At 71.5% G+C, this 25563-nt stretch carries 21 protein-coding genes and 1 pseudogene; 13 read left to right on the forward strand and 9 right to left on the reverse strand.

The window, feature by feature from the left end; all coding sequences use genetic code 11:
• Window positions 1-158 precede the first annotated feature (158 nt).
• The 3 genes from ACEY2A_RS02685 to ACEY2A_RS02695 all read left to right on the forward strand — a co-directional run bounded on the left by ACEY2A_RS02685 (window position 159) and on the right by ACEY2A_RS02695 (window position 5160).
• Window positions 159-2291 (forward strand): type IIA DNA topoisomerase subunit B, encoded by a 2133-nt coding sequence (locus ACEY2A_RS02685; protein WP_374929343.1) that lies wholly within the window; start codon window positions 159-161, stop codon window positions 2289-2291.
• A gap of 100 nt (window positions 2292-2391) precedes the next feature.
• Window positions 2392-3834, forward strand: a complete 1443-nt coding sequence (locus ACEY2A_RS02690) for an APC family permease (RefSeq protein ID WP_374929344.1) — start codon at window positions 2392-2394, stop codon at window positions 3832-3834.
• 471 nt (window positions 3835-4305) lie between these two features.
• Complete coding sequence (locus ACEY2A_RS02695; protein ID WP_374929345.1) at window positions 4306-5160, forward strand: thermonuclease family protein; 855 nt, start codon at window positions 4306-4308, stop codon at window positions 5158-5160.
• Window positions 5161-5224: 64 nt separating this feature from the next.
• Here ACEY2A_RS02695 and ACEY2A_RS02700 read toward each other — a convergent pair whose 3' ends face one another.
• The 4 genes and pseudogenes from ACEY2A_RS02700 to ACEY2A_RS02715 form a co-directional block, all read right to left on the reverse strand.
• Complete coding sequence (locus ACEY2A_RS02700) at window positions 5225-6619, reverse strand: short-chain fatty acid transporter (protein WP_374929346.1); 1395 nt, start codon at window positions 6617-6619, stop codon at window positions 5225-5227.
• Window positions 6620-6705: 86 nt separating this feature from the next.
• Window positions 6706-7326, reverse strand: coding sequence for a hypothetical protein (locus tag ACEY2A_RS02705; RefSeq protein WP_374929347.1), 621 nt, complete (start codon window positions 7324-7326; stop codon window positions 6706-6708).
• The gene (locus ACEY2A_RS02710; RefSeq protein ID WP_374929348.1) at window positions 7320-8483 is read right to left on the reverse strand and encodes a hypothetical protein; all 1164 of its coding nucleotides are present in this window, start codon (window positions 8481-8483) and stop codon (window positions 7320-7322) included. Before ACEY2A_RS02710 ends, ACEY2A_RS02705 begins: the two co-directional genes overlap by 7 nt.
• 1 nt (window position 8484) lies before the next feature.
• Window positions 8485-8961 (reverse strand): annotated as a pseudogene (locus ACEY2A_RS02715) (ATP-binding cassette domain-containing protein); the annotation flags it as partial.
• 122 nt (window positions 8962-9083) lie between these two features.
• On the opposite strand from ACEY2A_RS02715, the gene ACEY2A_RS02720 reads away from it, so the two are divergent.
• Window positions 9084-10391 (forward strand): ISL3 family transposase, encoded by a 1308-nt coding sequence (locus ACEY2A_RS02720; RefSeq protein WP_374929349.1) that lies wholly within the window; start codon window positions 9084-9086, stop codon window positions 10389-10391.
• Here ACEY2A_RS02720 and ACEY2A_RS02725 read toward each other — a convergent pair.
• The 4 genes from ACEY2A_RS02725 to ACEY2A_RS02740 form a co-directional block, all read right to left on the reverse strand.
• Window positions 10328-10615 carry an ATP-binding cassette domain-containing protein gene (locus ACEY2A_RS02725; RefSeq protein ID WP_374929350.1) on the reverse strand — a complete coding sequence of 96 codons (288 nt, stop codon included), beginning with the start codon at window positions 10613-10615 and terminating at the stop codon, window positions 10328-10330. The two genes, ACEY2A_RS02720 and ACEY2A_RS02725, sit on opposite strands and share 64 nt — an antisense overlap.
• A complete protein-coding gene (locus ACEY2A_RS02730) occupies window positions 10615-11136 on the reverse strand; it encodes a hypothetical protein (protein WP_374929351.1) in 522 nt (173 codons plus the stop codon). Before ACEY2A_RS02730 ends, ACEY2A_RS02725 begins: the two co-directional genes overlap by 1 nt.
• A gap of 137 nt (window positions 11137-11273) precedes the next feature.
• Complete coding sequence (locus ACEY2A_RS02735; protein ID WP_374929352.1) at window positions 11274-13745, reverse strand: DNA topoisomerase (ATP-hydrolyzing) subunit A; 2472 nt, start codon at window positions 13743-13745, stop codon at window positions 11274-11276.
• 61 nt (window positions 13746-13806) lie between these two features.
• Window positions 13807-15570 carry an AMP-binding protein gene (locus ACEY2A_RS02740; protein ID WP_374929353.1) on the reverse strand — a complete coding sequence of 588 codons (1764 nt, stop codon included), beginning with the start codon at window positions 15568-15570 and terminating at the stop codon, window positions 13807-13809.
• 38 nt (window positions 15571-15608) lie between these two features.
• Here ACEY2A_RS02740 and ACEY2A_RS02745 point away from each other — a divergent pair, with 38 nt between their 5' ends.
• Genes ACEY2A_RS02745 through ACEY2A_RS02760 form a run of 4 tightly spaced genes read left to right on the forward strand, consistent with a single transcriptional unit; the run spans window position 15609 to window position 20732 of the window.
• Window positions 15609-18104, forward strand: a complete 2496-nt coding sequence (locus ACEY2A_RS02745) for a GNAT family N-acetyltransferase (RefSeq protein ID WP_374929354.1) — start codon at window positions 15609-15611, stop codon at window positions 18102-18104.
• A gap of 58 nt (window positions 18105-18162) precedes the next feature.
• Complete coding sequence (locus ACEY2A_RS02750; RefSeq protein ID WP_374929355.1) at window positions 18163-18765, forward strand: DUF5998 family protein; 603 nt, start codon at window positions 18163-18165, stop codon at window positions 18763-18765.
• Complete coding sequence (locus ACEY2A_RS02755) at window positions 18762-20036, forward strand: alkaline phosphatase family protein (protein WP_374929356.1); 1275 nt, start codon at window positions 18762-18764, stop codon at window positions 20034-20036. Before ACEY2A_RS02750 ends, ACEY2A_RS02755 begins: the two co-directional genes overlap by 4 nt.
• Before the next feature lie 3 nt (window positions 20037-20039).
• Window positions 20040-20732: a thymidine kinase gene (locus ACEY2A_RS02760; protein WP_374929357.1), complete on the forward strand. Its 693-nt coding sequence runs from the start codon at window positions 20040-20042 to the stop codon at window positions 20730-20732.
• A gap of 6 nt (window positions 20733-20738) precedes the next feature.
• On the opposite strand, the gene sepH is transcribed toward ACEY2A_RS02760, so the two are convergent.
• A complete protein-coding gene (sepH, locus tag ACEY2A_RS02765) occupies window positions 20739-21797 on the reverse strand; it encodes a septation protein SepH (protein ID WP_374929358.1) in 1059 nt (352 codons plus the stop codon).
• Between the two features lie 169 nt (window positions 21798-21966).
• Here sepH and ACEY2A_RS02770 point away from each other — a divergent pair, with 169 nt between their 5' ends.
• The 5 genes from ACEY2A_RS02770 (at window position 21967) to dut (ending at window position 25559) form a co-directional block, all read left to right on the forward strand.
• Window positions 21967-22602 carry a trimeric intracellular cation channel family protein gene (locus ACEY2A_RS02770; RefSeq protein WP_374929359.1) on the forward strand — a complete coding sequence of 212 codons (636 nt, stop codon included), beginning with the start codon at window positions 21967-21969 and terminating at the stop codon, window positions 22600-22602.
• Window positions 22599-23753 (forward strand): ferrochelatase, encoded by a 1155-nt coding sequence (locus ACEY2A_RS02775; protein ID WP_374929360.1) that lies wholly within the window; start codon window positions 22599-22601, stop codon window positions 23751-23753. Before ACEY2A_RS02770 ends, ACEY2A_RS02775 begins: the two co-directional genes overlap by 4 nt.
• Window positions 23743-24684, forward strand: coding sequence for an inositol monophosphatase family protein (locus ACEY2A_RS02780; RefSeq protein WP_374929361.1), 942 nt, complete (start codon window positions 23743-23745; stop codon window positions 24682-24684). The genes ACEY2A_RS02775 and ACEY2A_RS02780 overlap by 11 nt, the downstream gene beginning before the upstream one ends.
• A 117-nt stretch (window positions 24685-24801) precedes the next feature.
• On the forward strand, window positions 24802-25098 hold the full coding sequence (locus ACEY2A_RS02785; RefSeq protein WP_374929362.1) for a DUF4193 domain-containing protein: 297 nt from the start codon (window positions 24802-24804) through the stop codon (window positions 25096-25098).
• Between the two features lie 5 nt (window positions 25099-25103).
• A complete protein-coding gene (gene dut / locus ACEY2A_RS02790) occupies window positions 25104-25559 on the forward strand; it encodes a dUTP diphosphatase (protein ID WP_374929363.1) in 456 nt (151 codons plus the stop codon).
• Window positions 25560-25563 lie beyond the last annotated feature (4 nt).

The raw sequence follows: 25563 nt of genomic DNA on the forward strand, positions 1-25563 counted from the left end.
TGAAGCGTGTTCTCGTGGTTCGCGAGAGGTTGATGGTGGCGCCTGAACACAGACTGGGGCGCCGTCTCGGTTCGAGCCCCCCAGAGGCTGCGGTGGGCTGGGGCCCACCGCGGAGTGGCACCGGCAGGTTGTCGGTGCCGTCACCTAGGTTGTGCACCGTGAATCCCCGCAGTGCGAAGGCCTCCACCGCCACCAGCTCCAGCTACGACGCCCGGCACCTCCAGGTGCTCGAGGGGCTCGAGGCGGTGCGCAAGCGTCCGGGCATGTACATCGGCTCCACGGACTCCCGGGGCCTCATGCACTGCCTGTGGGAGATCATCGACAACTCCGTGGACGAGGCGCTCGGCGGACACGCCAGCGGCGTGGACGTCACCCTGCACGCCGACGGCTCGGTCGAGGTGGGCGACGACGGCCGCGGTGTGCCGGTCGACATCGAGCCCCGCAGCGGCCTGACCGGCGTGGAGCTCGTCTACACCAAGCTCCACGCGGGCGGGAAGTTCGGCGGTGGCTCGTACACCGCATCGGGTGGCCTGCACGGCGTGGGCGCCTCGGTGGTCAACGCCCTGTCCTCCCGCCTCGACGTCGAGGTGGACCGCGGTGGAAAGACCTGGGCCATGAGCTTCCGCCGGGGCGAGCCCGGCACCTTCGACGACGGCGGGGGCGAGCCCTCGCCGGACAACCCCTTCACCCCGTTCACCACCGGCAGCGAGCTGGTGGAGCGCGGCAAGACCAAGCGCGGCGCCACCGGCACCCGCGTGCGCTACTGGGCCGACCCGCAGATCTTCCTGGCCGATGCGGAGTTCTCGCACCGCCAGCTGGCCGACCGCGCCCGGCAGACCTCCTTCCTGGTGCCCGGCCTGCGCATCGCGCTCACCGACAAGCGCCGTCTTCCGGGCACCCCGGGGGAGAACAGCACCCACACCGAGACCTTCCTGCACGACGGCGGTATCACCGAGTTCGTGGAGTACCTGGCCCCCGACCAGGCCGTCACCGACACCTGGCGCCTGCAGGGCACGGGCACCTTCACCGAGACGGTCCCGGTGCTGGACGACGCCGGCCACATGGTGCCCACCGAGGTGGAGCGGGACTGCGAGGTGGACGTCGCCCTGCGCTGGGGGACCGGCTACGACACGGTGCAGCGCTCCTTCGTGAACATCATCGCCACCCCCAAGGGCGGCACCCACGTGGCGGGCTTCGAGCAGGCCCTGCTCAAGGTGGTCCGCAAGCAGGTGGAGGCCAACTCCCGCAAGCTCAAGCCCGGCAAGGACAAGGTCGAGAAGGACGACGCCCTGGCCGGTCTCTCGGCGGTGGTCACGGTGCGCCTGGCCGAGCCGCAGTTCGAGGGGCAGACCAAGGAGGTGCTGGGCACCTCGGCGGTGCGCAGCATCGTGTCCAAGGTGGTGGAGGCCGAGCTCAGCGAGATCCTCACCAGCAGTGCCCGGGGCCGCAAGCAGCAGGCCAACGCCGTGCTGGAGAAGATCGTCACCGAGATGAAGTCCCGCGTCTCGGCGCGCATGCACAAGGAGACGCAGCGCCGCAAGAACGCGCTGGAGACCTCCTCGTTGCCCACCAAGCTGGTGGACTGCCGCTCCACCGAGACCGAGGCCTCCGAGCTGTTCATCGTGGAGGGCGACTCGGCCCTGGGCACGGCCAAGCTGGCCCGCCAGAGCGACTTCCAGGCGCTGCTGCCCATCCGCGGCAAGATCCTCAACACGCAGAAGGCCTCGGTGGCCGACATGCTGAGCAACGAGGAGTGTGCGGCCATCATCCAGAGCATCGGGGCGGGCTCGGGCCGCAGCTTCGACCTCGATGCGGCGCGCTACGGCAAGATCGTGATCATGACCGACGCCGACGTCGACGGCGCCCACATCCGCACCCTGCTGCTCACCCTGTTCTTCCGCTACATGCGGCCGTTGGTCGATGCGGGGCGCGTCTTCGCGGCGGTGCCGCCGCTGCACCGCATCGAGGTGGTCAACCGGGGCAAGGCGAACGACTACGTCTACACCTACTCCGAGGCCCAGCTGCGCAAGGAGCTGGCCCGCCTGCGTCGCAACGGTCGCACCCTGAAGGACCCGCTGCAGCGCTACAAGGGGCTGGGTGAGATGGACGCCGACCAGCTGGCCGAGACCACCATGGACCCCGCCCAGCGCACGCTGCGCCGCATCACCATGCGGGACGCGCAGGCCGGCGAGGAGGTCTTCAACCTGCTCATGGGCAGTGACGTGGCCCCGCGCAAGGAGTTCATCATCAGCAACGCGGCCACCCTGGACGCCGAGCGCATCGACGCCTGAGGCCGTGCACGGGCCCCCGGGACGGGCCGGGGGGTCTCACTGTGGACACGATCCGTGTGTCGGGGTGGTCAATCGGGCCGCCGTGCCTCACTCTGGCCCCATGAGTACTGCCACGTCACACGACGCCCCCGTCCAGGGCGGCTCGGCACCCGGAGAGGTGGACACCGAGCTCAAGCGGGTCCTCGGGCCCAAGCTGCTGCTGCTGTTCATCATCGGAGACATCCTCGGAACCGGGATCTACGCGATCACCGGCAAGGTGGCCGGCGAGGTCGGTGGTGCCGTGTGGGTGCCCTTCGTCATCGCCTTCACCATCGCGATCATCACGGCCTTTGCGTACCTGGAGCTGATCACCAAGTACCCGCACGCCGGTGGTGCCGCCAACTTCATCCACAAGGCCTTCGGCATCCAGTTCGTGACCTTCATGGTGACCTTCACCGTGATGGCCTCGGGCATCACCTCGGCCGCCACCGCGGCCAAGGCCTTCGCCGCCAACCTGGCGGCCGGTGTCGGCGCCGACTGGGCCCCGGAGGGGGCTGCGGTGCTGGGCCTGGCCGTGGTCTTCATGATCGTCGTCGCCCTCGTGAACTTCCGTGGCGTGGCCGAGTCGGTCATGCTCAACGTGGTGCTCACCATCATCGAGCTCACCGGTCTGATGCTGGTGATCTTCGTGGGTCTGTGGGCCGTGGCCGGCATGAGCGACGCCCCGGTGGACTTCTCCCGCGCGATGATGTTCGAGTCGCCCGGTGACAAGAACGCCTTCCTGGCGGCCACCGCCGGCACCTCGCTGGCGTTCTTCGCGATGGTGGGCTTCGAGGACTCGGTCAACATGGCCGAGGAGACCAAGGACCCGGTGCGCACCTTCCCCAAGATCATGCTGACCGGTCTGGTCATCACGGCCGTCATCTACGTGCTGGTGTCCGTCACCGCCGTGGCCCTGGTGCCGGTGGGTCAGCTGAGCGAGGGCGACACCCCGCTGCTCCAGGTGGTGCAGGCTGGTGCCCCGAACCTCCCCATCGACACGATCTACCCCTTCATCGCCATGTTCGCCGTCGCGAACACCGCGGTGATCAACATGCTGATGGCCTCCCGTCTGCTCTACGGCATGGCCAAGCAGGACGTGCTGCCCCGCCCGCTGGCGCTGGTGCACAAGGGTCGCCAGTCGCCGTGGGTGGCCATCATCGTCACCACCGCCCTGGCCGTGGGTCTGATCCTGCTGGTGGGCAAGGTCTCGGCGCTGGGTGGTACCACCGCCCTGCTGCTGCTGGCGGTCTTCGCGCTGGTGAACATCGCCTGCATCGTGCTGCGCAAGCGCGACCACGAGGTGGAGCACAAGTTCTTCCGTGCCCCGACGTGGATCCCGTGGGTGGGTGCTGTCATGTGCCTGTACATGCTGGGTCCGTGGACCGGTCGCGACACCGAGCAGTACGTGATCGCGGGCTGGCTGATGCTGCTGGCCGTGGTGCTGTGGGCCATCACCTGGTTCCTGAACCGCGCGCTGTACGCCCACCCCACCAAGGTGCGTCACCCGGAGGACCTGCGCTGATCCCACGCCGCCGGGGGTGTGACCCCGGCGGCGACACGACGATGCGGTGAGCCGCCCAGGAGGGTGGCTCACCGCATCGTCGTGTCAGGTGCGTGACGTGTAAACTTTCTGTACCGCCCATTGACGCGCGGGTTCTCCGAGCGTCCCTGCATCCGTGGAGAACCCGTGAGCCCTGCAACCCCTTTGCCCGGTGGACAGTCCACCCCCAGCAATGGAACGAGTTGGCGAGGCGGGGTTCGCCTCTTCGCCGTGATCCTGCTGGGCCTCTTTGTGCTGGGGGCTGTGTCCTCCCTGGGGCAGGACGAGCCGGAGCCGCCGACCCCAGCGGCAGCTTCCGGTGCGGCGGTCTCGGCATCTGCCGAGCCGAGCCCGTCGGCCGAGCCCACGACCGCGTCTGCTGCACCGAGTGAGTCCTCGTCGGCGGCCGAGAGCACCTCGGGGAGCTCGACGACAGCTGCCTCGCCGGCGGCCGTGCAGGCCACCTCCGAGCCCTCGCCCAGCAGCTCGCCGACGAGCACCACCGCCCAGAGGACCCCCACGGCGAGCGCCACCTCCAGCGCGGCAGCCAGCAGCCCGACGGCCTCCAGCGCACCCGAACGCGCGACCACGCCCACCACGAGCACGCCCAGCGCTGCGCCGGCCCCCGCGGCCGCGCCTGCACCCGCTGCCGGGGACGAGTCCGGTCGTGTGGTGAAGGTCGTCGACGGCGACACCATCGACGTCGCCACCAGCAGCGGGGTGGAGCGCATCCGCATCATCGGCCTGGACACCCCGGAGGTGGGGGAGTGCGGCTTCAGCGAGGCCTCCGCGGCCATGGCCAGCCTGGTGGCGGGTCGCTCCGTGGAGCTGGTGCGTGACCCCACCCAGGACAACCGTGACCGCTACGACCGTCTGGTGCGCCACGTGCACCGAGGCAACACCTCGGCTGCGGTCGAGATGATCCGCCGCGGTCACTCCGCGGAGTACCTTTACGGCGCCGAGTACCAGAACCGTGCGGCCCACCTGCGGGCCGAGCGGGAGGCCCGGGCGGCCAAGGTGGGCATGTGGTCCGGTCGCGGCTGCGGCACACCGGCCCCCTCGCCCACCCCGAGTGCGACCCCGACTGAGCCGGTGACCGCAGTGGCCCCGCCGCCGGCCGCCACGCCGCCGACCCCCGCGGGGAGCTGCCGCATCAAGGGCAACATCTCCAGCAGCGGGGAGAAGATCTTCCACTCCCCGGGGCAGGCCCACTACGAGCGCACCAAGATCTCGCCGGACAAGGGCGAGCGCTGGTTCTGCTCCGCGGCCGAGGCGATCGATGCGGGATGGCGGGCCGCCAAGCAGTGAGCGCACACGATGCGGCCCCGGCCACCCACAGGGGTGACCGGGGCCGCATCGTGAGCCCTCGGGGTCAGACCCCGGCGCCCACCAGCAGCATGGTCGCGCCCAGCACCACGCCCACGGTCAGGAGGATCATGGTGGTGTAGCCCAGGATGTCGCGGATTCGCAGGCCCGCGATGGCCAGCAGCGGCAGCGCCCAGAAGGGCTGGATCATGTTGGTCCACTGGTCGCCGTAGCTGACGGCCATGATGGCCACGGCCGGGTCCACGCCCAGGCGCTCCGCCGCATCGAGCAGGATGGGGCCCTGCACGGCGATCTGGCCACCACCGGAGGGGACGAAGAAGTTCACCAGGCCGGCCGAGAGGAAGGCCAGGGCGCCGAAGGTCTGCGGGGTGGAGACGTTCACCATCGCGTCCGAGAGCATGGTGATCAGCCCGGTGCCGGCCATCACGCCCATAATGCCGGCGTACAGCGGGAACTGCAGGAGGATCTCACCCACGTTGCTGGCGGCGTCCTTCACCAGCTCCACCAGCTCGGCCGGGGAGCTCACGATGAGCAGGATGAGGGCCAGGAAGCTCCAGTTGACGATGTCCAGGGTGAGCGAGCCCCCCTCGGCGAAGTGGATGGCGAGGTAGGCCGCCACGAGCAGGCCCAGCAGCAGGGTGGGCACCCGGGAGGCGTCCACCGCATCGGCGGGGGTCTCCACCGCGGGCAGCTCGGGGGAGCCGGTCTCGGCCGACTGGGCGGGCATCTCGCGGATGTCGGCGCCGGCCTTGGGGGCCATGAGCGCGACGGTGCCCAGGATCACCAGCAGCGCCACGGCGGTGGCCGTCATGTTCCACCAGGAGAAGGTGGTCTCGGTGATGGGGATGATCTCGCCCACCTGCGTGGCGACGAACGAGTCGGGGGTGGCGGCGGTCAGCGGCGCGGAGCCGGAGTAGCCCATGTGCCAGATGCTCATGCCGGTGTAGCCGGTGGCCACGAGCAGCGGGAAGTGCGCGGGCTCGCCGCGCTGGGAGGTCTGGCGGGCGACCTCCTTGGCCAGGAGGGCACCGACCACCAGGCCCAGACCCCACGTGATGAGGGTGGCCAGGCAGGTGATGAGCGCGACGAAGACGTACGGCATCACCCGCCCGCGGGGGACGGCGCCCAGGCGGCGCAGCCCGGCGCGCACCGGGCGGGTGTTGGCCAGCACGTGACCGAGCATGAGCACCAGCGACATCTGGGTCATGAACGCCAGCAGCCCGGCCAGTCCCTCACCCCAGGCGGAGACGACCTCCTTGGGGCCGGAGTCGGTGAACACCATGGCGGCGGCCACGACCACGAGGGTCAGGACGATGGCGAACACCAGCGCCGAGGGGATGAAGCGCTCGACCAGTGCGTTGACGGGGCCCATCAGCCCCTGACCGCGGCGTGGCGGGCTCGATGGGGTGCGCGGGCTGGGTGCGGCGGTTGCCGTGGACATGGAGGCCTCCGGGGCGGGACAGGGAGTCAGGACCGCGTCAGTATGCGTGACGCGGGTCACTCGCTGGGGGATGGGCCCTGGGCGCGTCAGCTCAGTCCGGCGCGGCGTGCGGCCTCAGGTGCCCGCCACCTCTCGCGGAGGGCAGTGGCCGCCACGAACAGCAGTGTGCTGCACAGGGTGATCATCACCCACTGGGTGTCGATGGCGCCGCCGTACCAGTGGACCGGCCACCAGGGGAACGGCGTGTCCTCCCAGGTGGCAGGCGTCAGGGGAACGGACAGGATGACCACCACCCACAGCGTTCCGATGGCTGCTGGCCGCGACGGGATGAGGGCCACCGCCACGAGCCCGCAGGCGATGGCGCTGGTCCACCCCTTGAGGGAGGGCACACCCGCGAGCTCCAACAGGAGCGCGAGGCCGAGGGCCGCACCTGCGGTGAGTCCCGAGAAGAGCCAGGTGACCGATCTGCCCGTGAGCACCGCCCTCCACGCTTCCCACGGCACCTCCTGCCGGGACGACCAGATGACGGCAGTGGCCACGAGGGTGGCTGCAGCCGTGGAGACCTGGGCAGTGCTCCCGGAGAGCGAGGGGATGATCAGGGTGTGGTGGCCCACGAGCGCGTGCATACCCGCGGCCACGACGAGGAGGGCCGCGCAGGTCCGCCACGGGTGCAGCCGCCGGACCAGCAGGGCCAGGGTGGTCAACACGTGAAGGCCGCCTCGACCTCCTCGGCAGAGGGCCGCTCGCCCTTGCCGGTCGCGATCCAGTTGATGACGCGGGCGCGGGGTGTCTCGGCGGCCAGCGCCTGAGGTGACGGCACCGCCATCCCACACTCCGGGGGAGAGGCCCACGAGGCAGCGATGGAGACCCTGCCCGAACCCTCGATCCACAGGGTGGACAACCGGCTCGTCAGCGGTCGGGGTTCTTCGGAGTCGGAGACCTCCTGGATCCGGTCGGGTGGCAGTTCCGTGATCACCATGACGGCCTCACGCTCCACCGGGAGGTCGAGGGCATACAGGTTCTCTGCCGCCTCCTGCGCCGAGGGGAGGAACCTCTCGTGGCCCGGCAGGACGCACACCACAGGCTCGAGACCGGCGCACTCGGTGGCCTCGGCCGACGGATCGCTCTCGATCTCGTCGACCCCGTTGACCACTGCGCCCACTCCCAGCAGGACCAGCAGCGGCGCAAGCCCGGAGAGTCGCAGCAGGGTGGTGGCGCCCGACCGTGCTGCCCAGGCCATCAACAGCACCGAACCGGCCAGCAGCGCCGCCACGGCCGCCCGGATGGTGACGATCTCCGGTGAGTACTGACGGCCCACTCCCTCGCCCAGTCCTCCACCGGTCGCGAAGACCTCCACGAATCCGTCGGTGGCGAATGCCGTGGCCGTCCACAGGGCAACCATGGTGACCACGGGGGCCAGGGGATGCCTCCACAGCAGGGCCACGCCAGCACCGACCACGCCGCCGGTCAGTGCACTGAGCAGGAGCGCGATGACGGCGCCCGGGACCCAGGGAAGGACGTGCTGACCGGGGCCCAGCGCCATGGTTGTGGCCATGGCGCCCAGGCCGACCAGCAGGGAGAGGAGGGCCGGCACCAGTGCCCCGAGAGCCACCATCCGACCCAGCCGCCCGGTGCTGTGCAGCCAGTCGGCCCGGCCGTCCACGAGGAGGGAACGCGTCGCCCAGCCTGCGATCGCAGCCGTCAGCGGGGTGTTCAGCGCTGCGATGGAGGTAGATGCGGTGACGCTCTTGCCCGGGTCGACCCGCCAGATGTCGATGCTGCCCAGGACGGCGACTGCGCCTCCCAGGAGCGCGAGGACGAATGCCACCCAGAACAGGGGACGCTGCCACTCGAGGAGCCCCATGTCAGCCTCGCCCCAGCTGCGTGGAGATCGCTCGCACTGCGGCGGTCCGCGCGTCCGTCCCCTGTGCGGGGAGGCGCGAGCTGGTGAGACCACCTGCCTGCACGATGGTGACGCAGTCGCCCCAGGCCTCCACGTCCTCGAGCAGGTGCGTGGAGCTCACGACGGTGACCTCCCGGGAGATGCTGTGCAGGACGGTGGCGAACTCGTGACGGAAGACCACGTCCGTCTCCGAGGTGGGTTCGTCGAGCAGCAGGAGACCGGGGAGCGGGCACAGGGCCTGTGCCACGGTGAGGCGCTTCTGCTGTCCCCCGGACAGGGTGTGCACCGGGGTGTTGGCCTGCGGCTCGAGGTGCGTCTGACCAAGGGCCCGCTTCACCGCATCGATCATCTCGGCCCTGTTGCGCCCGGGTGCCCGGAGCCGGAAGGCGAGCTCGCAGACCTCACGCGTGGTGAGGTGCTGGGGCCACCTGATGTTCTGCGGCGCGTAACCGGCTCATCACAGATGAGGGTGTAGGGGCCGGCGGCGCGTCGGTCGCTGGGTAGGCGTCGAGGTCTCCCGAAGATGGAAGTTCTCACACTGCCCATCTGGAAGACCTCGACGTGCCTGACGCTACCTTCGCCCGCCCGGACTTGACCACGTTCTGCGGCCTCGATGAGCTCGGTCTGGAGGTCACCGGCCAACGACTCGCGCCCGACCGTGCGATCCTGGCGTGTCGGGTACTCGAGCCCGACCGGTGGTGTCGCCGGTGCGGCTGCGAAGGCAGTCCGCGCGACGCCGTCACGCGCGAGTTGGCCCACGAGCCGCTCGGTTGGCGCCCGACCACGTTGGAGGTGACGGTCCGGCGCTACCGGTGCACCGGGTGCGGGCACGTGTGGCGCCAGGACACCAGTCTGGCGGCCCAGCCGCGGGCGAAGCTCTCGCGACGAGGGCTGCGGTGGGCGCTGGAGGCCATCGTGTGCCAGCACCTGACGGTTGCGCGGGTCGCCGACGGGCTCGGTGTTGCCTGGAACACTGCCAACGACGCGGTCCTGGCCGAGGGCAAGCGCGTCCTGATCGACGACTTGGCCCGGTTCGATGGCGTCACCGCGGTGGGCGTCGATGAGCACGTCTGGCGGCACACCCGGCGCGGGGACAAGTACGTCACCGTGATCATCGACCTGACCGGCATCCGTGACGGGACCGGCCCGGCCCGGCTGCTGGACATGGTCGAGGGCCGCTCCAAGCAGGCGTTCAAGACCTGGCTCGCGCAGCGGGATCCCTCGTGGCGCGCAACGGTGGAGATCGTCGCAATGGACGGGTTCACCGGGTTCAAGACCGCCACCGCCGAGGAGCTGCCTGACGCCGTCGCCGTGATGGATCCCTTCCACGTGGTGCGCTTGGCCGGCGACGCCCTGGACTCCTGCCGGCGCCGGGTCCAGCAAGACCTCCACGGGCACCGCGGTCGCACCGGCGACCCGCTCTACGCCGCCCGGCGCACCCTGCACACCGGGTCCGAGCTACTCACCGACAAACAGACCGACCGGCTGGCGGCTCTGTTCAAGGTCGAGGAGCACGTCGAGGTCGAAGCCACCTGGGGCATCTACCAGCGGATGATCACCGCCTACCGACAACCCGACCGGAGCAAGGGCCGCGAGCTGATGCAGGCCGTCATCGAGTCGGTCAGTTCCGGTGTCCCCGCCGCGTTGACCGAGCTGATCACCCTCGGCCGGACCCTGAAGAAGAGAGCCGAGGACGTGCTGGCCTACTTCGACCGTCCCGGCTCCTCGAATGGACCCACAGAGGCCATCAACGGACGCCTCGAACACCTCCGCGGCTCCGCCCTCGGGTTCCGCAACCTCACCAACTACATCGCCCGCTGCCTACTCGAGGCAGGCGGCTTCAGACCCCAACTACACCCTCGTTTGTGATGAGCCGCGTAACCGACCGGGACGTTCGTGATGGGCGTCCCCGCCACGTGGACGCTGCCCTGGTGGGGCAGGACCCCGGCCAGAGCAGCGATGAGGGTGCTCTTTCCAGACCCGTTCACGCCCACCACCGTGATGAACGTGTCTCCCAGATCCGCCTTCTCGGTGGACACCACCGTGCGGCGGCCCCGCTGGACGGAGAAGTCCCGCAGTTCAAGTGTTTCCATCAATAGTTGAATCCGCCGTGGCGGGGTGCAGAGCACACGTCGCCACCGTGGAACCAAGGCCTGTCACGGCAGATCTTCACCGCTGCGCGCATCGAATTTCCGTTGCTGGCAACGTCTGCTGTGGGCCACATCTCTGTGCCATAGCCTGTGAAGACAGGAGAGGACCAGTCGTCGTGCTTCCACCAGCCCGTGCCACAGGCCACCGACTCGCCTGCCACATAGCAGTGGTTCTTGTGCGCGTAGAAATCGATGTGTCCCTGCGCGCCGCGGTCGTCCGTCTTGTTGACGTCAGAGATGTAGTCTCGGACGCGAATTTGATCACCGTGGAGGGTGTCCTTCATGGTGCTCGCACTCGACTTGGCAGACTTCTCGTGGTTGTAGAAGACCCCCAAGTATTTGTGATTCGAGAGGTACTTGTCGCGCCAGTTGGCGTGAGCAGAGGTGGAATAGGATCCAGATTCAATGTCGTGCACCACCTGAGGGCTCAAGAAGGCGACAGGGGCGACTGCAAGGGCGATCATGCGCCGGGTCCATGACATGGCTTTGCTCCATATGTTCTGAGCCCCCCGATGAGGCTTTGGCATAGTGGAGCATGGGGGGGGACGGGTCAAGGCGCCAAGGAGATTCTGACCGAATCTTTACCCCGCCCCGCCTCGCCTCAGCCGATGGCCGCGATGGGGGCGCTCACCGGCGCGCCCGAGCCGTCGCGTCGGTCGGTGGGCTCCGGCAGCGCCACGGCCCGCCCGGTGGCGTCCACGGCCCGCGGATCCGCGCCCACCCAGGCCATCATCAGCCCGTCCTCGCCCTTCAGCAGGCGGTGGCAGCGCACGCCCGCCGTCGCCCGGCCCTTGGAGGGGTAGGCGGCCAACGGCGTCACCTTCACCGTCCCCGCATCGGTTCCGGGCAGGGCGCCGGAGGACCCGGCGACCGTCACCACCATCGCGTCCTGCGCACCGGCGGGCACTGCCGCAAAGCCGAGCACCCGCTGGCCCTCGGGCACCTTGATGCCCGCCACGCCACCACCGCTGCGCCCCTGCGGGCGCACGAGGGAGGCCGAGTACGTGAGCAGCGATGCCGCATCGGTGACGAACACGAGGTCCTCCTCACCGGTGGCCAGCTCGGTGGCACCCACCAGCTCGTCGCCCTCGGCCAGCGTGATGACCTCGACCGACTCCTTGCCAGCGGGGTACTCCGGGCGCACCCGCTTGACCACGCCGCCAGCCGTCGCCAGGGCCAGACCGGGGGAGCCCTCCACGTCGTCCACGCGCACCAGCGCCAGCGGGCGCTCGCCACCGGCCAGCTCGGTGAACGCCGCCAGCGGCGCCCCACCGGTCATGCCCAGGCTGTCCGACCCCGGCAGCGCCGGCAGGTCCACCACCGACAGCCGCACCAGCCGCCCGGTCGAGGTCACCAGACCCACCGTGCCGCGCGCCGTGCTCGCGACCACCGAGGCGAGCGCGTCGTGGTCCACGCGCCCCGCATCGGCTGCGCGCACGTCGCCCCGCGTCAGGACCGATGGGGTGTCCTCCCCTCGGGGCACGCGCGCCACCAGCCCCGTGGCCGAGAGCACCACGGTCACCGGGTCGTCGGCCACCTCCAACGGGGCGGCGGGCGTCATGGCCGCGGCCGCCTCGCTCTCCAGCAGCACCGTGCGGCGGGGGGTGGCGTGCTCCTTGGCCACGGCCGCCAGCTCGTCGCTCACCACGCGACGCAGCAACGCCTCATCGGCCAGGATCGCCTGAAGCTCGGAGATGGCGCGCTGCAGGTCGTCCCGCTCGGTCTCCAGCTCGATGCGGGAGAACTTCGTCAGGCGCCGCAGCTGCAGCTCGAGGATGTAGTTGGCCTGCAGCTCGGAGAGGTCGAAGACCTGCATGAGGCGGGTGCGCGCCTCGGCGGTGTCCTCCGAGGAACGGATGAGCTGGATGACCTCGTCGATGTCCAGGATGGCCAGCAGCAGCCCCTCCACCAGGTGCAGGCGCTCCTGCCGCTTGCGCAGGCGGAACTCGGTGCGGCGGCGCACCACATCGCACCGGAAGTCCACGTACACCTGCAGCATCTCGCGCAGCCCCAGGGTGCGCGGCTGGCCGTCCACCAGCGCCACGTTGTTGATGCCGAAGGACTCCTCCATGGGCGTCTGCTTGTACAGCTGGGCCAGCACCGCCTCGGGGTTGAAGCCGTTCTTCACCTCGATCACCAGCTGCAGGCCCTTGTGCCGGTCGGTGAGGTCCTTGACGTCGGAGATGCCCTGCAGCTTCTTGGCCTGCACCTGCGTCTTGAGCTTGGCGATCACCTTCTCCGGGCCCACCAGGTAGGGCAGCTCGGTGACCACGATCCCCTTGCGCCGCGGAGTGACGTTCTCGATGCGGACCGTCGCCCGGGTGCGGAAGGAGCCCCGCCCGGTGCGGTAGGCGTCGCGGATGCCGTCCAGGCCCACGATGCGGCCACCACCGGGCAGGTCGGGGCCGGGCACGAAACGCATCAGGTCCTCGACCGTGGCGCCCGGGTTGTCCAGCAGGTGGCGGGCGGCGGCGATGACCTCGCCCAGGTTGTGCGGCGCGATGTTGGTGGCCATGCCCACCGCGATCCCGCTGGCACCGTTGACCAGCAGGTTCGGGTACGCGGCGGGGAGCACCTCGGGCTGCAGCAGCTGGTCGTCGTAGTTGGGCACCATGTCCACGGTGTCCTCGTCCAGCGTCTGCGTCATGAGCAGCGCCGCCGGGGCCATGCGGGCCTCGGTGTAGCGGCTGGCGGCCGGGCCGTCGTCCAGGGAGCCGAAGTTGCCGTGCCCGTCCACCAGCGGCACCCGCATCGAGAAGGGCTGGGCCAGGCGCACCAGGGCGTCGTAGATGGCCTGGTCACCGTGCGGGTGGTACTTGCCCATCACCTCGCCGACCACGCGGGAGGACTTCACGTACCCACGGTCCGGGCGCAGGCCCAGCTCGTCCATGCCGAACAGGATGCGGCGCTGCACCGGCTTGAGGCCGTCGCGGGCATCGGGCAGGGCGCGGGAGTAGATGACCGAGTAGGCGTACTCGAGGAACGCCGAGCTCATCTCCTCCTCGACGTCGATGTCGATGACCGTGTCGGCCACCTGCGTGGGCGTCTGGAGGTCCTTGGAGTTCTTCGGCACGGGCGCCAGTATCGGCCACGCCGGGCCGATTCCGTGGCACCAACGCGCCCCGCGGCGCCGGTCAGCCCTTCAGGTCGGGGAAGTCGCTCTCCCAGAACTCCCACTCGCTGGCCCGCTCGGTGGGGTCGTCGCCCACCGGGTGGAACTCGGTCTCGCGGGCCTTCAGCTCCACGCGCCGGATCTTGCCCGAGACGGTCTTGGGCAGCTCCCCGAACTCCAGTCGGCGCACCCGCTTGTAGGGCGCGAGGTTGGCGCGGCAGTAGGCCAGGATCGACTCGGCGATCTCCCGGCTGGGCTCGGTGCCCTCCACCAGCACCACGTAGGCCTTCGGCACCGAGAGGCGCGTCGGGTCGGGGGAGGGGACCACGGCCGCCTCGGCCACCAGCTCGTGCTCGATGAGGACCGACTCCACCTCGAACGGGCTGATGCGGTAGTCGCTCGCCTTGAACACGTCGTCCGCGCGGCCCACGTAGGTGATGTAGCCGTCGGCGTCCCGCATCGCCACGTCACCGGTGTGGTACGCGCCGTCGCGCATCGAGTCCGCGGTGCGGTCGGCGTCGCCGTGGTAGCCCACCATCAGGCCGATGGGGCGTCCCTTCGCCCCCTCGAGGCGCAGGCACAGCTCGCCCTCCTCGCCGGGGTCGGTCACCTCGGTGCCGGTGGCCGCATCGAGCAGCACGACGTCGTACCCGGGCAACGGACGCCCCATCGAGCCGGGCTTCAGCGGCCGGCCGGGCGGGTTGCCGATCTGGGCGGTGGTCTCGGTCTGGCCGAAGCCGTCACGGATGGTGACGCCCAGGCCCGACTCCACGGCGCGGATCACCTCGGGGTTCAGCGGCTCGCCGGCGCCCACCATCTCGCGGATGGCCAGGCGCTCGCGCCACGCGGCCAGGTCCTGCTGGATGAGCATGCGGTAGACGGTCGGCGGGGCGCAGAAGGTGGTGGCGCCCTCATCGGCCAGCACCTGCAGCAGGGCGGCGGCGTCGAAGCGCGGCTGGTTGACCACCAGGATCGTCGCCTCGGCCGTCCACGGGGTGAACAGCGAGCTCCAGGCGTGCTTGGCCCAGCCCGGCGAGGAGATGTTCACGTGCACGTCGCCGGGGCGCAGCCCCACCCAGAACATGGTGGACAGCGCGCCGTAGGTGTAGCTGGTGTGCGTGTGCTCCACCAGCTTGGGCGCCGAGGTGGTGCCGGAGGTGAAGTAGAGCAGCATCGTGTCGTCGGCCCTGGTGGGCGCGTCGGGGGTGAACTCGGTGCTGGCCCCGGCGAAGTCCTCCAGCCGGTTCCAGCCCTCGGGGGTCTCGCCCTCGCCGCACACCGCGAAGCGCTGGAAGTCCCCGTCCACCTTGGCGAAGGTCTTCGCCTCGTGGGCGTTGGTGATCACGTGCTTCACCTTGCCGCGGGCCACCCGGTCGGTGAGGTCCTCCGGGGTGAGGAGCGTGGTGGCCGGAATGACCTGGGCGCCCAGCTTGATGCAGCCGACCATCACCTGCCACAGCGCGGTCTGGTTACCCAGCATCACCAGCACGCGGTCCCCGCGCGCCACCCCGTTGTCCCGCAGGTGGTTGGCCATCTGGGAGGAGGTCGCGGAGATCTCGGCCCAGGTGAGCTGGTGGGTGCGGGTCCCGTCCTTGACGATGTCGATGATGCGCAGCGCGGGTGTGTCCGCCCGCGGGCCGGCGGCCACGGCATCGATGTGGTGGAGCCCCCAGTTGAACTCCGCCGGGCGGGGCATCACGAACGCGTCGACGGCTGCGTCATCGGCGTCGTGGAGCGCCAACACGGCGTCACGGGCGGCGTGGAACTCGGCGGTGGGTGTGTTCATGGAGAAACACTACCCGGGCGGGGTGCCACTATGGGGGCATGGATGACGTCGCGCCCACCACCGAGGAGCTCCGGGCGGCGCGGGCCGCCACCTGGGAGGCGGATGTCGTGCTGCGGGACGGCGCCGTGGCCCACGTGCGGCCGATCCGCCCCGACGACCGGGAGGCCCTGGCCGCCTTCCACCGCGGCCAGTCCGAGCGCTCGCGCTACCTGCGCTTCTTCGCCGCCATCCCCGAGCTCTCGGACAAGGACCTCGACCGCTTCACGCAGGTGGACCAGGACCAGCGGGTGGCGCTGGTGGCCGAGATCGGCGGCGAGATCATCGCCATCTCCCGGTTCGACCGCATCGACCCCACCACCGCCGAGGTGGCCTTCAACGTCTCCGACGCCCACCAGGGCAGGGGACTGGGGTCGGTGATGCTGGAGCACCTCGCCGCCATCGGCGATGAGGTGGGCCTGGGCCGGTTCACCGCGGACGTGCTGCCCGAGAACCGGCAGATGATGAACGTCTTCACCGAGGCCGGCTACGAGGTGGCCCACCGCTTCGAGGACGGCGTGATCGCGGTGTCCTTCGACATCGAGCCCAACGAGCACTCCCGGCAGGTGCGCGAGTCGCGCGAGCAGCGCTCCGAGGCCCGCTCCATGACCCGCGTGCTGCGCCCCGAGTCGGTGCTCATGATCGGCGTCTCCCGGCGGGAGGAGACCATCGGCCACAAGGTGCTCGCGGAGATCGTGGCCGGCGGCTACCAGGGCCGCCTGGAGGTGGTGCACCCCGAGGTGGGCGAGCTCGCCGGCATCGCCACCACGCCCAGCGTGCGCGAGGTGAGCGGCCCCATCGACCTCGCGATCGTCTCCCTGCCGGCCGACCGGGTCCACGAGGTGGTGGCCGACTGCGCCGCCATCGGGGTGCGCTCGGTGCTGGTGGTCTCCGCCGGGTTCGCCGAGGCCGGCGAGGAGGGCGCCCGCCGGCAGCGCGAGCTGCTGCGCCTGGTGCACTACCACGGCATGCGCTTGGTGGGCCCGAACTCCTACGGGCTGAGCAACTCCTCCCCGGAGGTCTCCCTGAACGCCACCCTCGGGGCGCCGTCGGTGCGCGGGCGCTTCGGGCTGTTCGCGCAGTCGGGGGCGCTGGGCGTCTCGGTCACGCAGATGGCCCGCCAGCGCGGTGTGGGGCTCTCCACCTTCGTCTCGGCGGGCAACCGCGCGGACGTGTCCGGCAACGACGTCATGCAGTACTGGATGGAGGACGACGACACCGCCGCGGTGGGCCTCTACCTGGAGACCCTCGGCAACGCGCGCAAGTTCTTCCGCATCAGCCAGCGGCTCTCGGCCAAGAAGCCGATCATCGCCATCAAGTCCGGCACCTCCGGGTACGGGGTGCCGCCGGGTCACCTCATCCGGCAGAGCCGGGCGCGGCCGGAGGCGCTGGACGCCATGCTGCGCCAGAGCGGCATCATCCGCGTGAGCAACCTGCACCAGATGTTCAACATCGCCCAGCTGGTGCTGCACCAGCCCCTGCCCGCCGGGCGCGGGGTGGCCGTGGTGGGCAACTCCACCTCCCTGGCGGCGCTCGCCGCCGACGCCTGCATGGGCTGGGGGCTGGAGATGGCGCGCGAGCCGCGCTCACTGGCCCACGACGCCTCGATGGGGGAGATCGCCCAGGCGCTCCACGAGGCCTTCGAGGACCCCACCGTGCACTCGGTGCTGGCCGTGTTCATCCCGCCGCTGGTGGGGGACGGGCTGGACGTGGCGCGCACGGTGGCGCAGGTGGCGCTGGACCACGAGAAGCCCTGTCTGACCACCATGACCGGCATGGACGGGGTGAACGAGACGCTCTCGGCCACCAAGGACACCCCGGACGGACCGGTCACCGAGGTGGTGCCGGCGTACATGGTTCCCGAGGACGCGGTGCGCGCCCTCAACGCCGTGGAGCGCTACGCGGCCTGGCGGCGCAGCTCCCGCGGGGAGCTGGTGGCACCCGAGGGCATCGACTGGCAGGCCATCGACGCCGCCCAGGGGATCGCCACCGACGCGCTGGTCACGGCGCCGGCCGGCCGGGAGCTGCGGCCCGAGGAGACCACCGCCCTGCTGGAGGCCGTGGGCATCACCGTGGCCCCCGACGCGCCGGGGGAGCCCGCTGGTGGGTGGCCGCAGGACGTGGTGCCGCTGGTGGTGGGTGCCTCGGAGGACCCGCTCTTCGGGCCGGTGGTCTCGCTGCGCTTCCACGGCCCCACGGCCGCGCTGCTGGGCACCCCCTCCTACCGGGTGCCGCCCCTGACCGATGCGGACGTGCACGACCTGGTGGACCAGCTGCAGGGCAGCCGCCTGCTGGCCGAGCGGGGCGTGGACCTCGAGGCCCTGGAGGAGCTGGTGGCGCGGGTGTCCGTGCTGGCCGATGCGGTGCCGGAGCTGGCCGAGCTGCGGCTGAGCCCGGTGGAGGTCAGCCCCCGCGGCGTGGTGGTGCACGCTGCGCACGCCACCGTGGAGCGCCCCGCGGTGCGGCAGGACGCCGGGCGGCGGAGCATCTCCCGGTGACCTGCTGGCCGGTCGCGCCACCGGCAGGTTGTCGGTGCCGGGTGGCAGGATGACCCCCATGCTTGGACGCCCCCACGACGTGCCCGTTCCGGCGGACACCCTGCCGCAGGACCTCTCCGACGACATCGAGGCCGCCGGCTACTACCCGGCCCTCGTGGCCGACGTGGTGGCCACTGCCGTGGCGGGGCAGGAGGTGCTGGCCCACCTGGTGCACCAGGAGGCGACCTTCGACACCGACACCGTGCGCCGCCACCTGACGGTGCTGGTGCTCACGCCGGGCCGGCTGGTGATCGCGCACGCGGACGACCGGGACGCCGAGCACGTGGAGTCGGCCCCGGTGGCCATGGCCACCACCGAGACCGTGCCGCTCTCCCGTCTGCGCGGGGTGGTGCTCTCGCACGTCATGGCCAACCCGGAGGACTACCAGCCGGGCAGCCTGGGCCGGGAGGTCACGCTCACCCTGGGCTGGGGCGCCATCAGCCGGCTGGACCTGGTGCCGGCCCAGTGCAGCGACCCCCAGTGCGAGGGCGACCACGGCTACGAGGGCACCGTGGCCGGCGACGACATCTCGCTGCGCGTCAGCGGCGAGGTCTCCGGCGCCCAGGCCGTGCAGCAGGCGCTGGACTTCGCCCGCACCGTCCAGGCGAGCCTGGGGCGGTGACGCCCCCTCCCGTGAACATCCACCCGCTGCTGACCACCGACCACCCCGACGCGGCCCTGGGCTACGGCCCGCAGGGTCTGGCCTCCTCGTTCGCGAGCCTCGCGGCCTCGCTGGGCGTGGACCTGCCCGGCGTGCCGGTGCGCGACCTGCCCCGGGCCCACGGCGTGGTGAGCGTGCTGGTGGACGGGCTGGGGTGGTCGTTGCTGCAGCGCTACGCCGGGCACGCGCCCTTCCTGCGCCAGCTGCTGCAGGACACCACCCGTTCGGTGCCGGCGGTCTGCGGCTTCCCCTCCACCACGGCCGTCTCGCTGGCCACGCACGCCACCGGCCTGCCCCCGGCGGTGCACGGTCACGTGGGCTACGCCGTGCGCGACCCGCACTCCTCGGTGGTGTTCAACCACCTGAGCTGGAAGGAGGGGCCGGACCCTCTCACCTGGCAGGCGCAGCCCACCCTGTTCGGTCGACTGGCCGATGCGGGGGTGCGCGTGGTCCGCGTGGGCCAGAAGAAGTTCGCCACCTCCGCGCTCACCCGCGCCGCCCAGCGGGGTGGCACCTACCTGCCGGCCGACGGTCTGAGCAGTTGGACCGCCGCGGGGCTCGACCTGGCCCGCCGCGCCAGCGCCGCCGAGCCGACCGCCGCCTACCTGTACTGGCCCGTGCTCGACCAGATCGGCCACGCCCAGGGCCCCGGCTCCCTGGACTGGGTGGGTGCGCTGGAGCAGTTGGACGCCGCCCTGCGGGAGCTCGTCGAGGGCCTGCCCGCGGGCGTGCACTTCGCGTTGACCGCCGACCACGGGATGCTCGGCATCGCGCCGGACGGCGCGCTGCGCACCGACGACCCGCAGTACGCCCACCTCCTGGAGGGCGTCGATGCGGTGGCGGGCGACCCGCGGTGCCGCTTCCTCTACCTGCCCCGCGAGGTGGACACCCCCGAGGGGCGCCAGCAGGAGGCCGACCCCCATCGGGTCGATGACGTGGTGGCGGCCTGGCGCCAGGCGGTGGCCGACCACTCCCGCGCGGCGGGTCTGGAGGCCCCCGGCGCCGAGGTGGTCTCGCGCACCGAGGCCGTGGAGCGCGGCTGGTTCGGTGAGGGGATCACCCCGGAGAACGTCTCCCGCATCGGCGACGTGCTGGTGGTGGGCACCGATGCCACCTTCCTGGCGTTCGTCCCCGGACCGGACAGCACCGGCCAGATGTCCCTGAAGGGCTGGCACGGCGGGTTGCACCACGAGGAGCTGCTCGTGCCCGACCTGTTCGTCCCGGCGCGGTGACCCATGGCTGAGCTCGCGTTCTTCACCGGCACCATGGACTGCGGCAAGTCGACCCTTGCCCTGCAGATGGACCACAACCACCGCGCCCGCGGACGGCACGGGCTGGTCTTCACCTCCCGCGACCGGGCGGGGGAGGCCATCGTCAGCTCACGCCTGGGTCTGCAGCGGCAGGCCCTGGAGGTGCACGAGGAGCTGGACTTCTTCGCCATGGTGGTGACCGAGGCCAGCAAGGGCCGCGCGGTGCACTACCTGATCTGTGACGAGGCGCAGTTCTACACCGCCGCCCAGGTGGAACAGCTCGCACGACTGGTGGACGAGCTGGAGATCGACGTCTTCGCGTTCGGCATCACCGCCGACTTCCGGGCCGAGTTGTTCCCCGGCAGCAAGCGGCTGCTGGAGCTGGCCGACCGCACCCAGCTGCTGCAGGTGGAGGCGCTCTGCTGGTGCGGGCGGCGGGCCACGCACAACGCTCGCGTGGTGGACGGGCACATGGTGGTGCAGGGCGACCAGGTGGCCGTGGGTGACGTCGCGGACGGCGGTGACGGCACGGCAGGGGCGCCGGTGGTGGAGTACGAGGTGCTGTGCCGGCGCCACTTCATGCGGCGCATGACCTCGCACGTGGCCCGGGTGAGCTCCCCCGAGGGGGAGGTCCTGCCCTTCGACCTCGACGTGTGCGCGGTGCCGCCGGCGCGCTGACCGGCGTCAGCTCTTGGAGCCGCCGAACATGATGTCGTCCCAGCTCGGCACCGAGGGGCGCCCCTTGCCGCGGCGCGACTGACGCTGCCGGGGAGCGATGGGGGCGCTCTCGGTCTCCTCCAGCGGCAGCTGGTCCGCGGAGGCCTGCTGGTCGGTGGCGTCCTGCTGCTCGGGTGCCTGCGACTCACCGGATCCGGTCCCGGCCTGGTCCTGCGGGGCGGAGCCCTCTGCCAGTGCCTGCTCGTGCTGGTCGCGGTGGCGGGGTGTCTCGGACTGCTCGGACGGACCACTCTGGTCGGCCGGCTGCTCAGACTGGCCCGAGCCGGCCGGCTCACCCTGCAGGGAGTCACCGGCGCGCAGCGGGCGCTCGTGGGAGACCCCGGCCCGGGCGGCGTGGCTCACGGGCTGGTGGCCCGACGGCTCGGCCGGCCCCTCGTCCTGCTGCAGCGAATCCACGCCCTGGGCGGCGGAGTCGTAGCCGTCCTCCTCGGCGGTGCTCAGCCAGCGGGCCTCATCGTCCTGCGGCGTCAGCGCCGAGGAGATGAGGTCGAAGTGCCAGACCGCACGCCGCTCGCGCCCACCGGCCTCGAAGGACAGGCTCACCGCCCACGGGTTGCCGTCCAGGCGCCACGCGTCCCAGGACGCCTCGTCGGGACGCAGCCCCCGCATCACCAGGCGCTCCTTGGCCCGCTTCTCCAGCGTGGGGGACGGACCGCGCCCGAAGGACGGCAGGTGCACGGCGCGGGCGAGGGCCGCCACGTGCTCGCGCTCGGCCAGGATGGGCGCCTCGTAGCGGGAGACCTTGTCGGTGCTCCAGCCGGACATGTCGGCCACCTGCTGGGTGCTGGCACCGGCACGGATCATCGCCTGCACGTCACGCGGGGTCATGGCCGTGGGGGCCGAGGCAGCGGAACGGCTGCTCGCCGCGGCACCGGTGCTCGGGCGCTGGTGGAGGGCCGCGGCCAGGGCAGAGGTGATCTCCAGCCGGTACCGCGTGCCGGCGGCGTCCTGCACCACCAGGTGGGTCCCGGAGTCGTCGACCTCCAGGAAGGTGAGCTCGTCCATCTGCACTCCTCGCCATCGGCCCCGTCACCGCGACGCGGTCCGAGGTGTCGTTCTGCCTGTCCCCTCACCGGCGCAGCCGCACTGGGCCCGCGGGAGACGTGTCCATCGCACCATGCCACGGCCCCTGCTGTCGCGGCGGCTTACCACGCCGCGCCGTACGATGCCGCTGATGAATCCCTTCGACCCCGCGCTCGCGTTGGCGCTCGACCTCATCGGGGTCTTCGCCTTCGCGGTCTCCGGGGCCCTGGTCGGGGTGCGCCGGGGGCTCGACCTGTTCGGGGTGCTGGTGCTCGCCTGGCTCACCGGCCTGGGCGGCGGCACCATCCGCGACCTGCTGATCGGCGCCGTGCCGCCGGTGGGGGTCTCGGACTGGCGCATGATCGCGATGGCGCTGACCGCCGGCCTGCTGACCTTCGCCCTCCACGGCCGCGTGGACCGCGTGAAGCGCCCCATCCGCGTGCTGGACTCGGTGGGGCTGGCCTTCTTCTGCGTGGCGGGGACGCTCAAGGCCCTGGAGTTCGGCGTGGCCCCGGTGACCGCCGTCATCGTGGGCACCGTCACCGCCGTGGGAGGGGGAGTGCTCCGCGACCTGCTGGCCGGGCAGGTGCCGGAGCTGCTGCGCCGCGAGCTGTACGCCTTCCCGGCCCTGCTGGGCGCCTCCCTCATCGTGGCGGCCCACCACCTGTACCGCATCGGCCCCGAGACCGTCTGGCCCGTCATCGGACTGGTCTTCGGAATCCGCATCGCTGCCATCGTGTTCGACTGGCACGCCCCCCAAGCCCGCCACTCAGGAGAGCCCCGATGACCGAGAACGCCCTGGCCCCGTACGACGCCATCCTGCTGACCTCGTTCGGCGGACCCGAGGGCCCCGATGAGGTGCTGCCCTTCCTGCGCCGGGTGACGGCGGGGCGCGGCATCCCCGACGAGCGCCTGGTGGAGGTGGGTGCCCACTACTCCCACTTCGGCGGGCGCAGCCCCATCAACGACCAGAACCGCGCCCTGCGTGCGGCGCTGGGGCGGGAGCTGGCGCGGCGGGAGATCGACCTGCCGGTGCTGTGGGGCAACCGCAACAGCGAGCCCTTCCTGGGCGACGTGGTCGCCGAGGCCTCCGCGGCCGGTCACCGCCGCCTGCTGGCGCTCACCACCAGTGCGTACTCCAGCTACTCCAGCTGCCGCCAGTACCGCGAGAACCTCGCCCGGGCAGTGATCGACCACCACGATGCGGGGGGCCAGCCCGTGCGCATCGACAAGGTCCGCCCGTACGCCCACCACCCCGGCTTCTCTGCCACCAACGCGCGCCTGGTGACCGATGCGGTGCGCGGTCTGCTGGCCGAGCACGCACCGGAGAAGGTGGCGGTGGTGATGGTGACCCACTCCATCCCGGACTCCATGGACGAGACCTCCGGCCCCGGCGACAGCGACGGGAACGTCTACCAGCAGCAGCACGAGCAGCTGACCGGCGCCATCGAGGACGAGGTGGAGGCCACGGTGGGCCACGCCCTGCGCACCGACCTGACCTACTGCTCGCGCTCCGGGGCGCCCCACCACCCGTGGCTGGAGCCGGACGTGAACGACCACCTGGCTGAGCTGGCCTCCGAGGGGTTCACGGCGGTGGCGGTCGCCCCCATCGGCTTCGTGAGCGACCACATGGAGGTGGCCTACGACCTCGATGTGGAGGCCGCCGCCACCGCGCAGGAGCTGGGGCTGACGATGGTGCGCGTGCCCACCGTGGGGGTGGACCCGGAGTTCGTGGTGGGCCTGGTGGACCTGCTCGAGGAGCGCGCCCGCGAGGCCCGGGGTGAGGAGGTCACGCTGCGGCAGTGGCCGCCCTCGGTGCCCATGCCCTCGCAGTGCGCGCCGGGCTGCTGTCCGAACCTGCGCACCGCGGCCCCCGCCCTGTGCGGCGCGCCTGACGAGCAGCCCGACTGGTACGCGGAGGCCGCCGATGACCTCTGAGGGCTCAGCGACCTCTCAGGGCGCGCCCCTGGAGCGGCTCCTCGCCGCCGTCGACCCCGCCCTGGTGGGCCAGCTGCGCACCGTGGCGGCGCGCCTGGCACGCGAGGCCGGGGAGCGCCTGGTGGCCGGACGACCCGATGAGGTGAGCGTGGCGAGCACGAAGTCGAGCGCCACCGACGTGGTCACCGCAGCCGACCGGGCCAGCGAGCGCTGGTTGCGCGAGGAGCTGCAGCGGCTGCGGCCCGCGGACGCCGTGCTCGGCGAGGAGTACGGGGAGGCCGACGCGCCCGCGGAAGGGACGGTCAGCTCCCCGGCCGCGCCCGCGGTCGGTGACGATGCGGGGCCGCGGCTGACCTGGGTGCTCGACCCCATCGACGGCACGGTCAACTACCTGTACGGCCTGCCGGCGTGGGGTGTCTCGGTGGCCTGCGTGGTGGGTGATCCGCAGGTGCCGGGCGCGTGGGCACCCGTGGCCGGTGCGGTCAGCGCCCCCGTGTGGGGAGAGCTCTTCCACGCCGGGGCCGGACAGGGGGCGGTGGTGGAGGGGCCGCGCGGCGGTCCGCGGGAGCTGACCGTGAGCCACGAGCCCGACGCCTCGCAGGGCCTGGTGGCCACCGGCTTCGGCTATGCCGCCGAGCGGCGGGCCGCGCAGGGAGAGGTGGCAGCCGCGCTGCTTCCCCGGGTGCGTGACCTGCGGCGGATGGGCTCGGCGGCCATCGACCTGTGCTGCGTGGCCGCAGGCCGCGTGGACGCCTACTACGAGAGCGGCACGCAGGTGTGGGACCACGCTGCCGGCGTGCTCGTGGTGACCGAGGCCGGCGGCCGGGTCACCGGCCTCGGCGGCGCGCCGCTCGGGGCGCCGATGGTGGTGGCGGGAGGTCCCGCGATGACGCACTGGTTGCACGACGAGCTGGTGCGCCTGGGTGCCTGAGCCGGGCGGGGAATGCCCCACCTCGTAACGGTGTTGCAAAAACTCCGCGGATGGGGCACTCTCCGCGCGTGCCACGCCAGCCGGGCGTGGTGACACCCTCACTTCCAGGAGATGGCTGTGGCGACCGATTACGACGCTCCCCGCAAGAACGACGACGACATCGAGGCCGACTCGATCGAGGAGTTGAAGAACCGCCGCGGCGACACCAACTCCGGCAAGGTCGACGTCGACGAGACCGAGCAGGCCGAGGGCTTCGAGCTGCCGGGCGCCGACCTGTCCAGCGAGGAGCTGTCGGTGCGGGTGCTGCCCACCCAGACCGACGAGTTCACCTGCAGCTCCTGCTTCCTGGTGCACCACCGCAGCCAGCTGGCCTCGGAGAAGAACGGCCAGCTCACCTGCTCCGAGTGCGCCTGACGCGCATGGACACCACGTCGGCACCGCTGCGGGTGGCCCGGCTGTCGCCGCAGGCCACCCTTCCCTCACGGGCGCATGCCGACGACGCGGGGGCGGACCTCCACGCGGCCGAGGAGCTGACCCTCGCGCCGGGAGAGCGTGCGCTGGTGGGTACCGGCATCGCCCTCGCCCTGGAGCCGGGCACGGTGGGCCTGGTCCACCCCCGCTCCGGGTTGGCGGCCCGCCACGGCATCACCATCGTGAACGCCCCCGGCACCATCGATGCGGGGTACCGCGGCGAGGTCCGCGTGTGCCTGCTCAACACCGACACCTCCGCACCGTTTACGGTGAGGGTGGGAGACCGCATCGCCCAGCTGGTGGTCCAGCGGGTCGAGCTGCCCCCCATCGAGGAGGTCCAGGACGCCACGCACCTGGGCGCCACCGACCGCGGCGCCGGCGGGCACGGGTCCACCGGCCGCTGAACCC

This window comes from Kytococcus sedentarius, assembly GCF_041937525.1.
Classification (GTDB): Bacteria; Actinomycetota; Actinomycetes; order Actinomycetales; family Dermatophilaceae; genus Kytococcus; species Kytococcus sedentarius_A.

Excerpts from the sequence above, each read along its gene's own strand:
- ACEY2A_RS02775 (WP_374929360.1), top strand. The coding sequence starts at position 22,599 with ATGACCGAGAACGCCCTGGCCCCGTACGACGCCATCCTGCTGACCTCG.
- ACEY2A_RS02730 (WP_374929351.1), bottom strand. The coding sequence starts at position 11,136 with ATGATCGCCCTTGCAGTCGCCCCTGTCGCCTTCTTGAGCCCTCAGGTG.
- ACEY2A_RS02700 (WP_374929346.1), bottom strand. The coding sequence starts at position 6,619 with ATGTCCACGGCAACCGCCGCACCCAGCCCGCGCACCCCATCGAGCCCG.
- ACEY2A_RS02750 (WP_374929355.1), top strand. The coding sequence starts at position 18,163 with ATGCTTGGACGCCCCCACGACGTGCCCGTTCCGGCGGACACCCTGCCG.
- ACEY2A_RS02780 (WP_374929361.1), top strand. The coding sequence starts at position 23,743 with ATGACCTCTGAGGGCTCAGCGACCTCTCAGGGCGCGCCCCTGGAGCGG.
- ACEY2A_RS02710 (WP_374929348.1), bottom strand. The coding sequence starts at position 8,483 with ATGGGGCTCCTCGAGTGGCAGCGTCCCCTGTTCTGGGTGGCATTCGTC.
- ACEY2A_RS02770 (WP_374929359.1), top strand. The coding sequence starts at position 21,967 with ATGAATCCCTTCGACCCCGCGCTCGCGTTGGCGCTCGACCTCATCGGG.
- ACEY2A_RS02740 (WP_374929353.1), bottom strand. The coding sequence starts at position 15,570 with ATGAACACACCCACCGCCGAGTTCCACGCCGCCCGTGACGCCGTGTTG.
- ACEY2A_RS02690 (WP_374929344.1), top strand. The coding sequence starts at position 2,392 with ATGAGTACTGCCACGTCACACGACGCCCCCGTCCAGGGCGGCTCGGCA.
- ACEY2A_RS02745 (WP_374929354.1), top strand. The coding sequence starts at position 15,609 with ATGGATGACGTCGCGCCCACCACCGAGGAGCTCCGGGCGGCGCGGGCC.
- sepH (WP_374929358.1), bottom strand. The coding sequence starts at position 21,797 with ATGGACGAGCTCACCTTCCTGGAGGTCGACGACTCCGGGACCCACCTG.
- dut (WP_374929363.1), top strand. The coding sequence starts at position 25,104 with ATGGACACCACGTCGGCACCGCTGCGGGTGGCCCGGCTGTCGCCGCAG.
- ACEY2A_RS02760 (WP_374929357.1), top strand. The coding sequence starts at position 20,040 with ATGGCTGAGCTCGCGTTCTTCACCGGCACCATGGACTGCGGCAAGTCG.
- ACEY2A_RS02725 (WP_374929350.1), bottom strand. The coding sequence starts at position 10,615 with ATGGAAACACTTGAACTGCGGGACTTCTCCGTCCAGCGGGGCCGCCGC.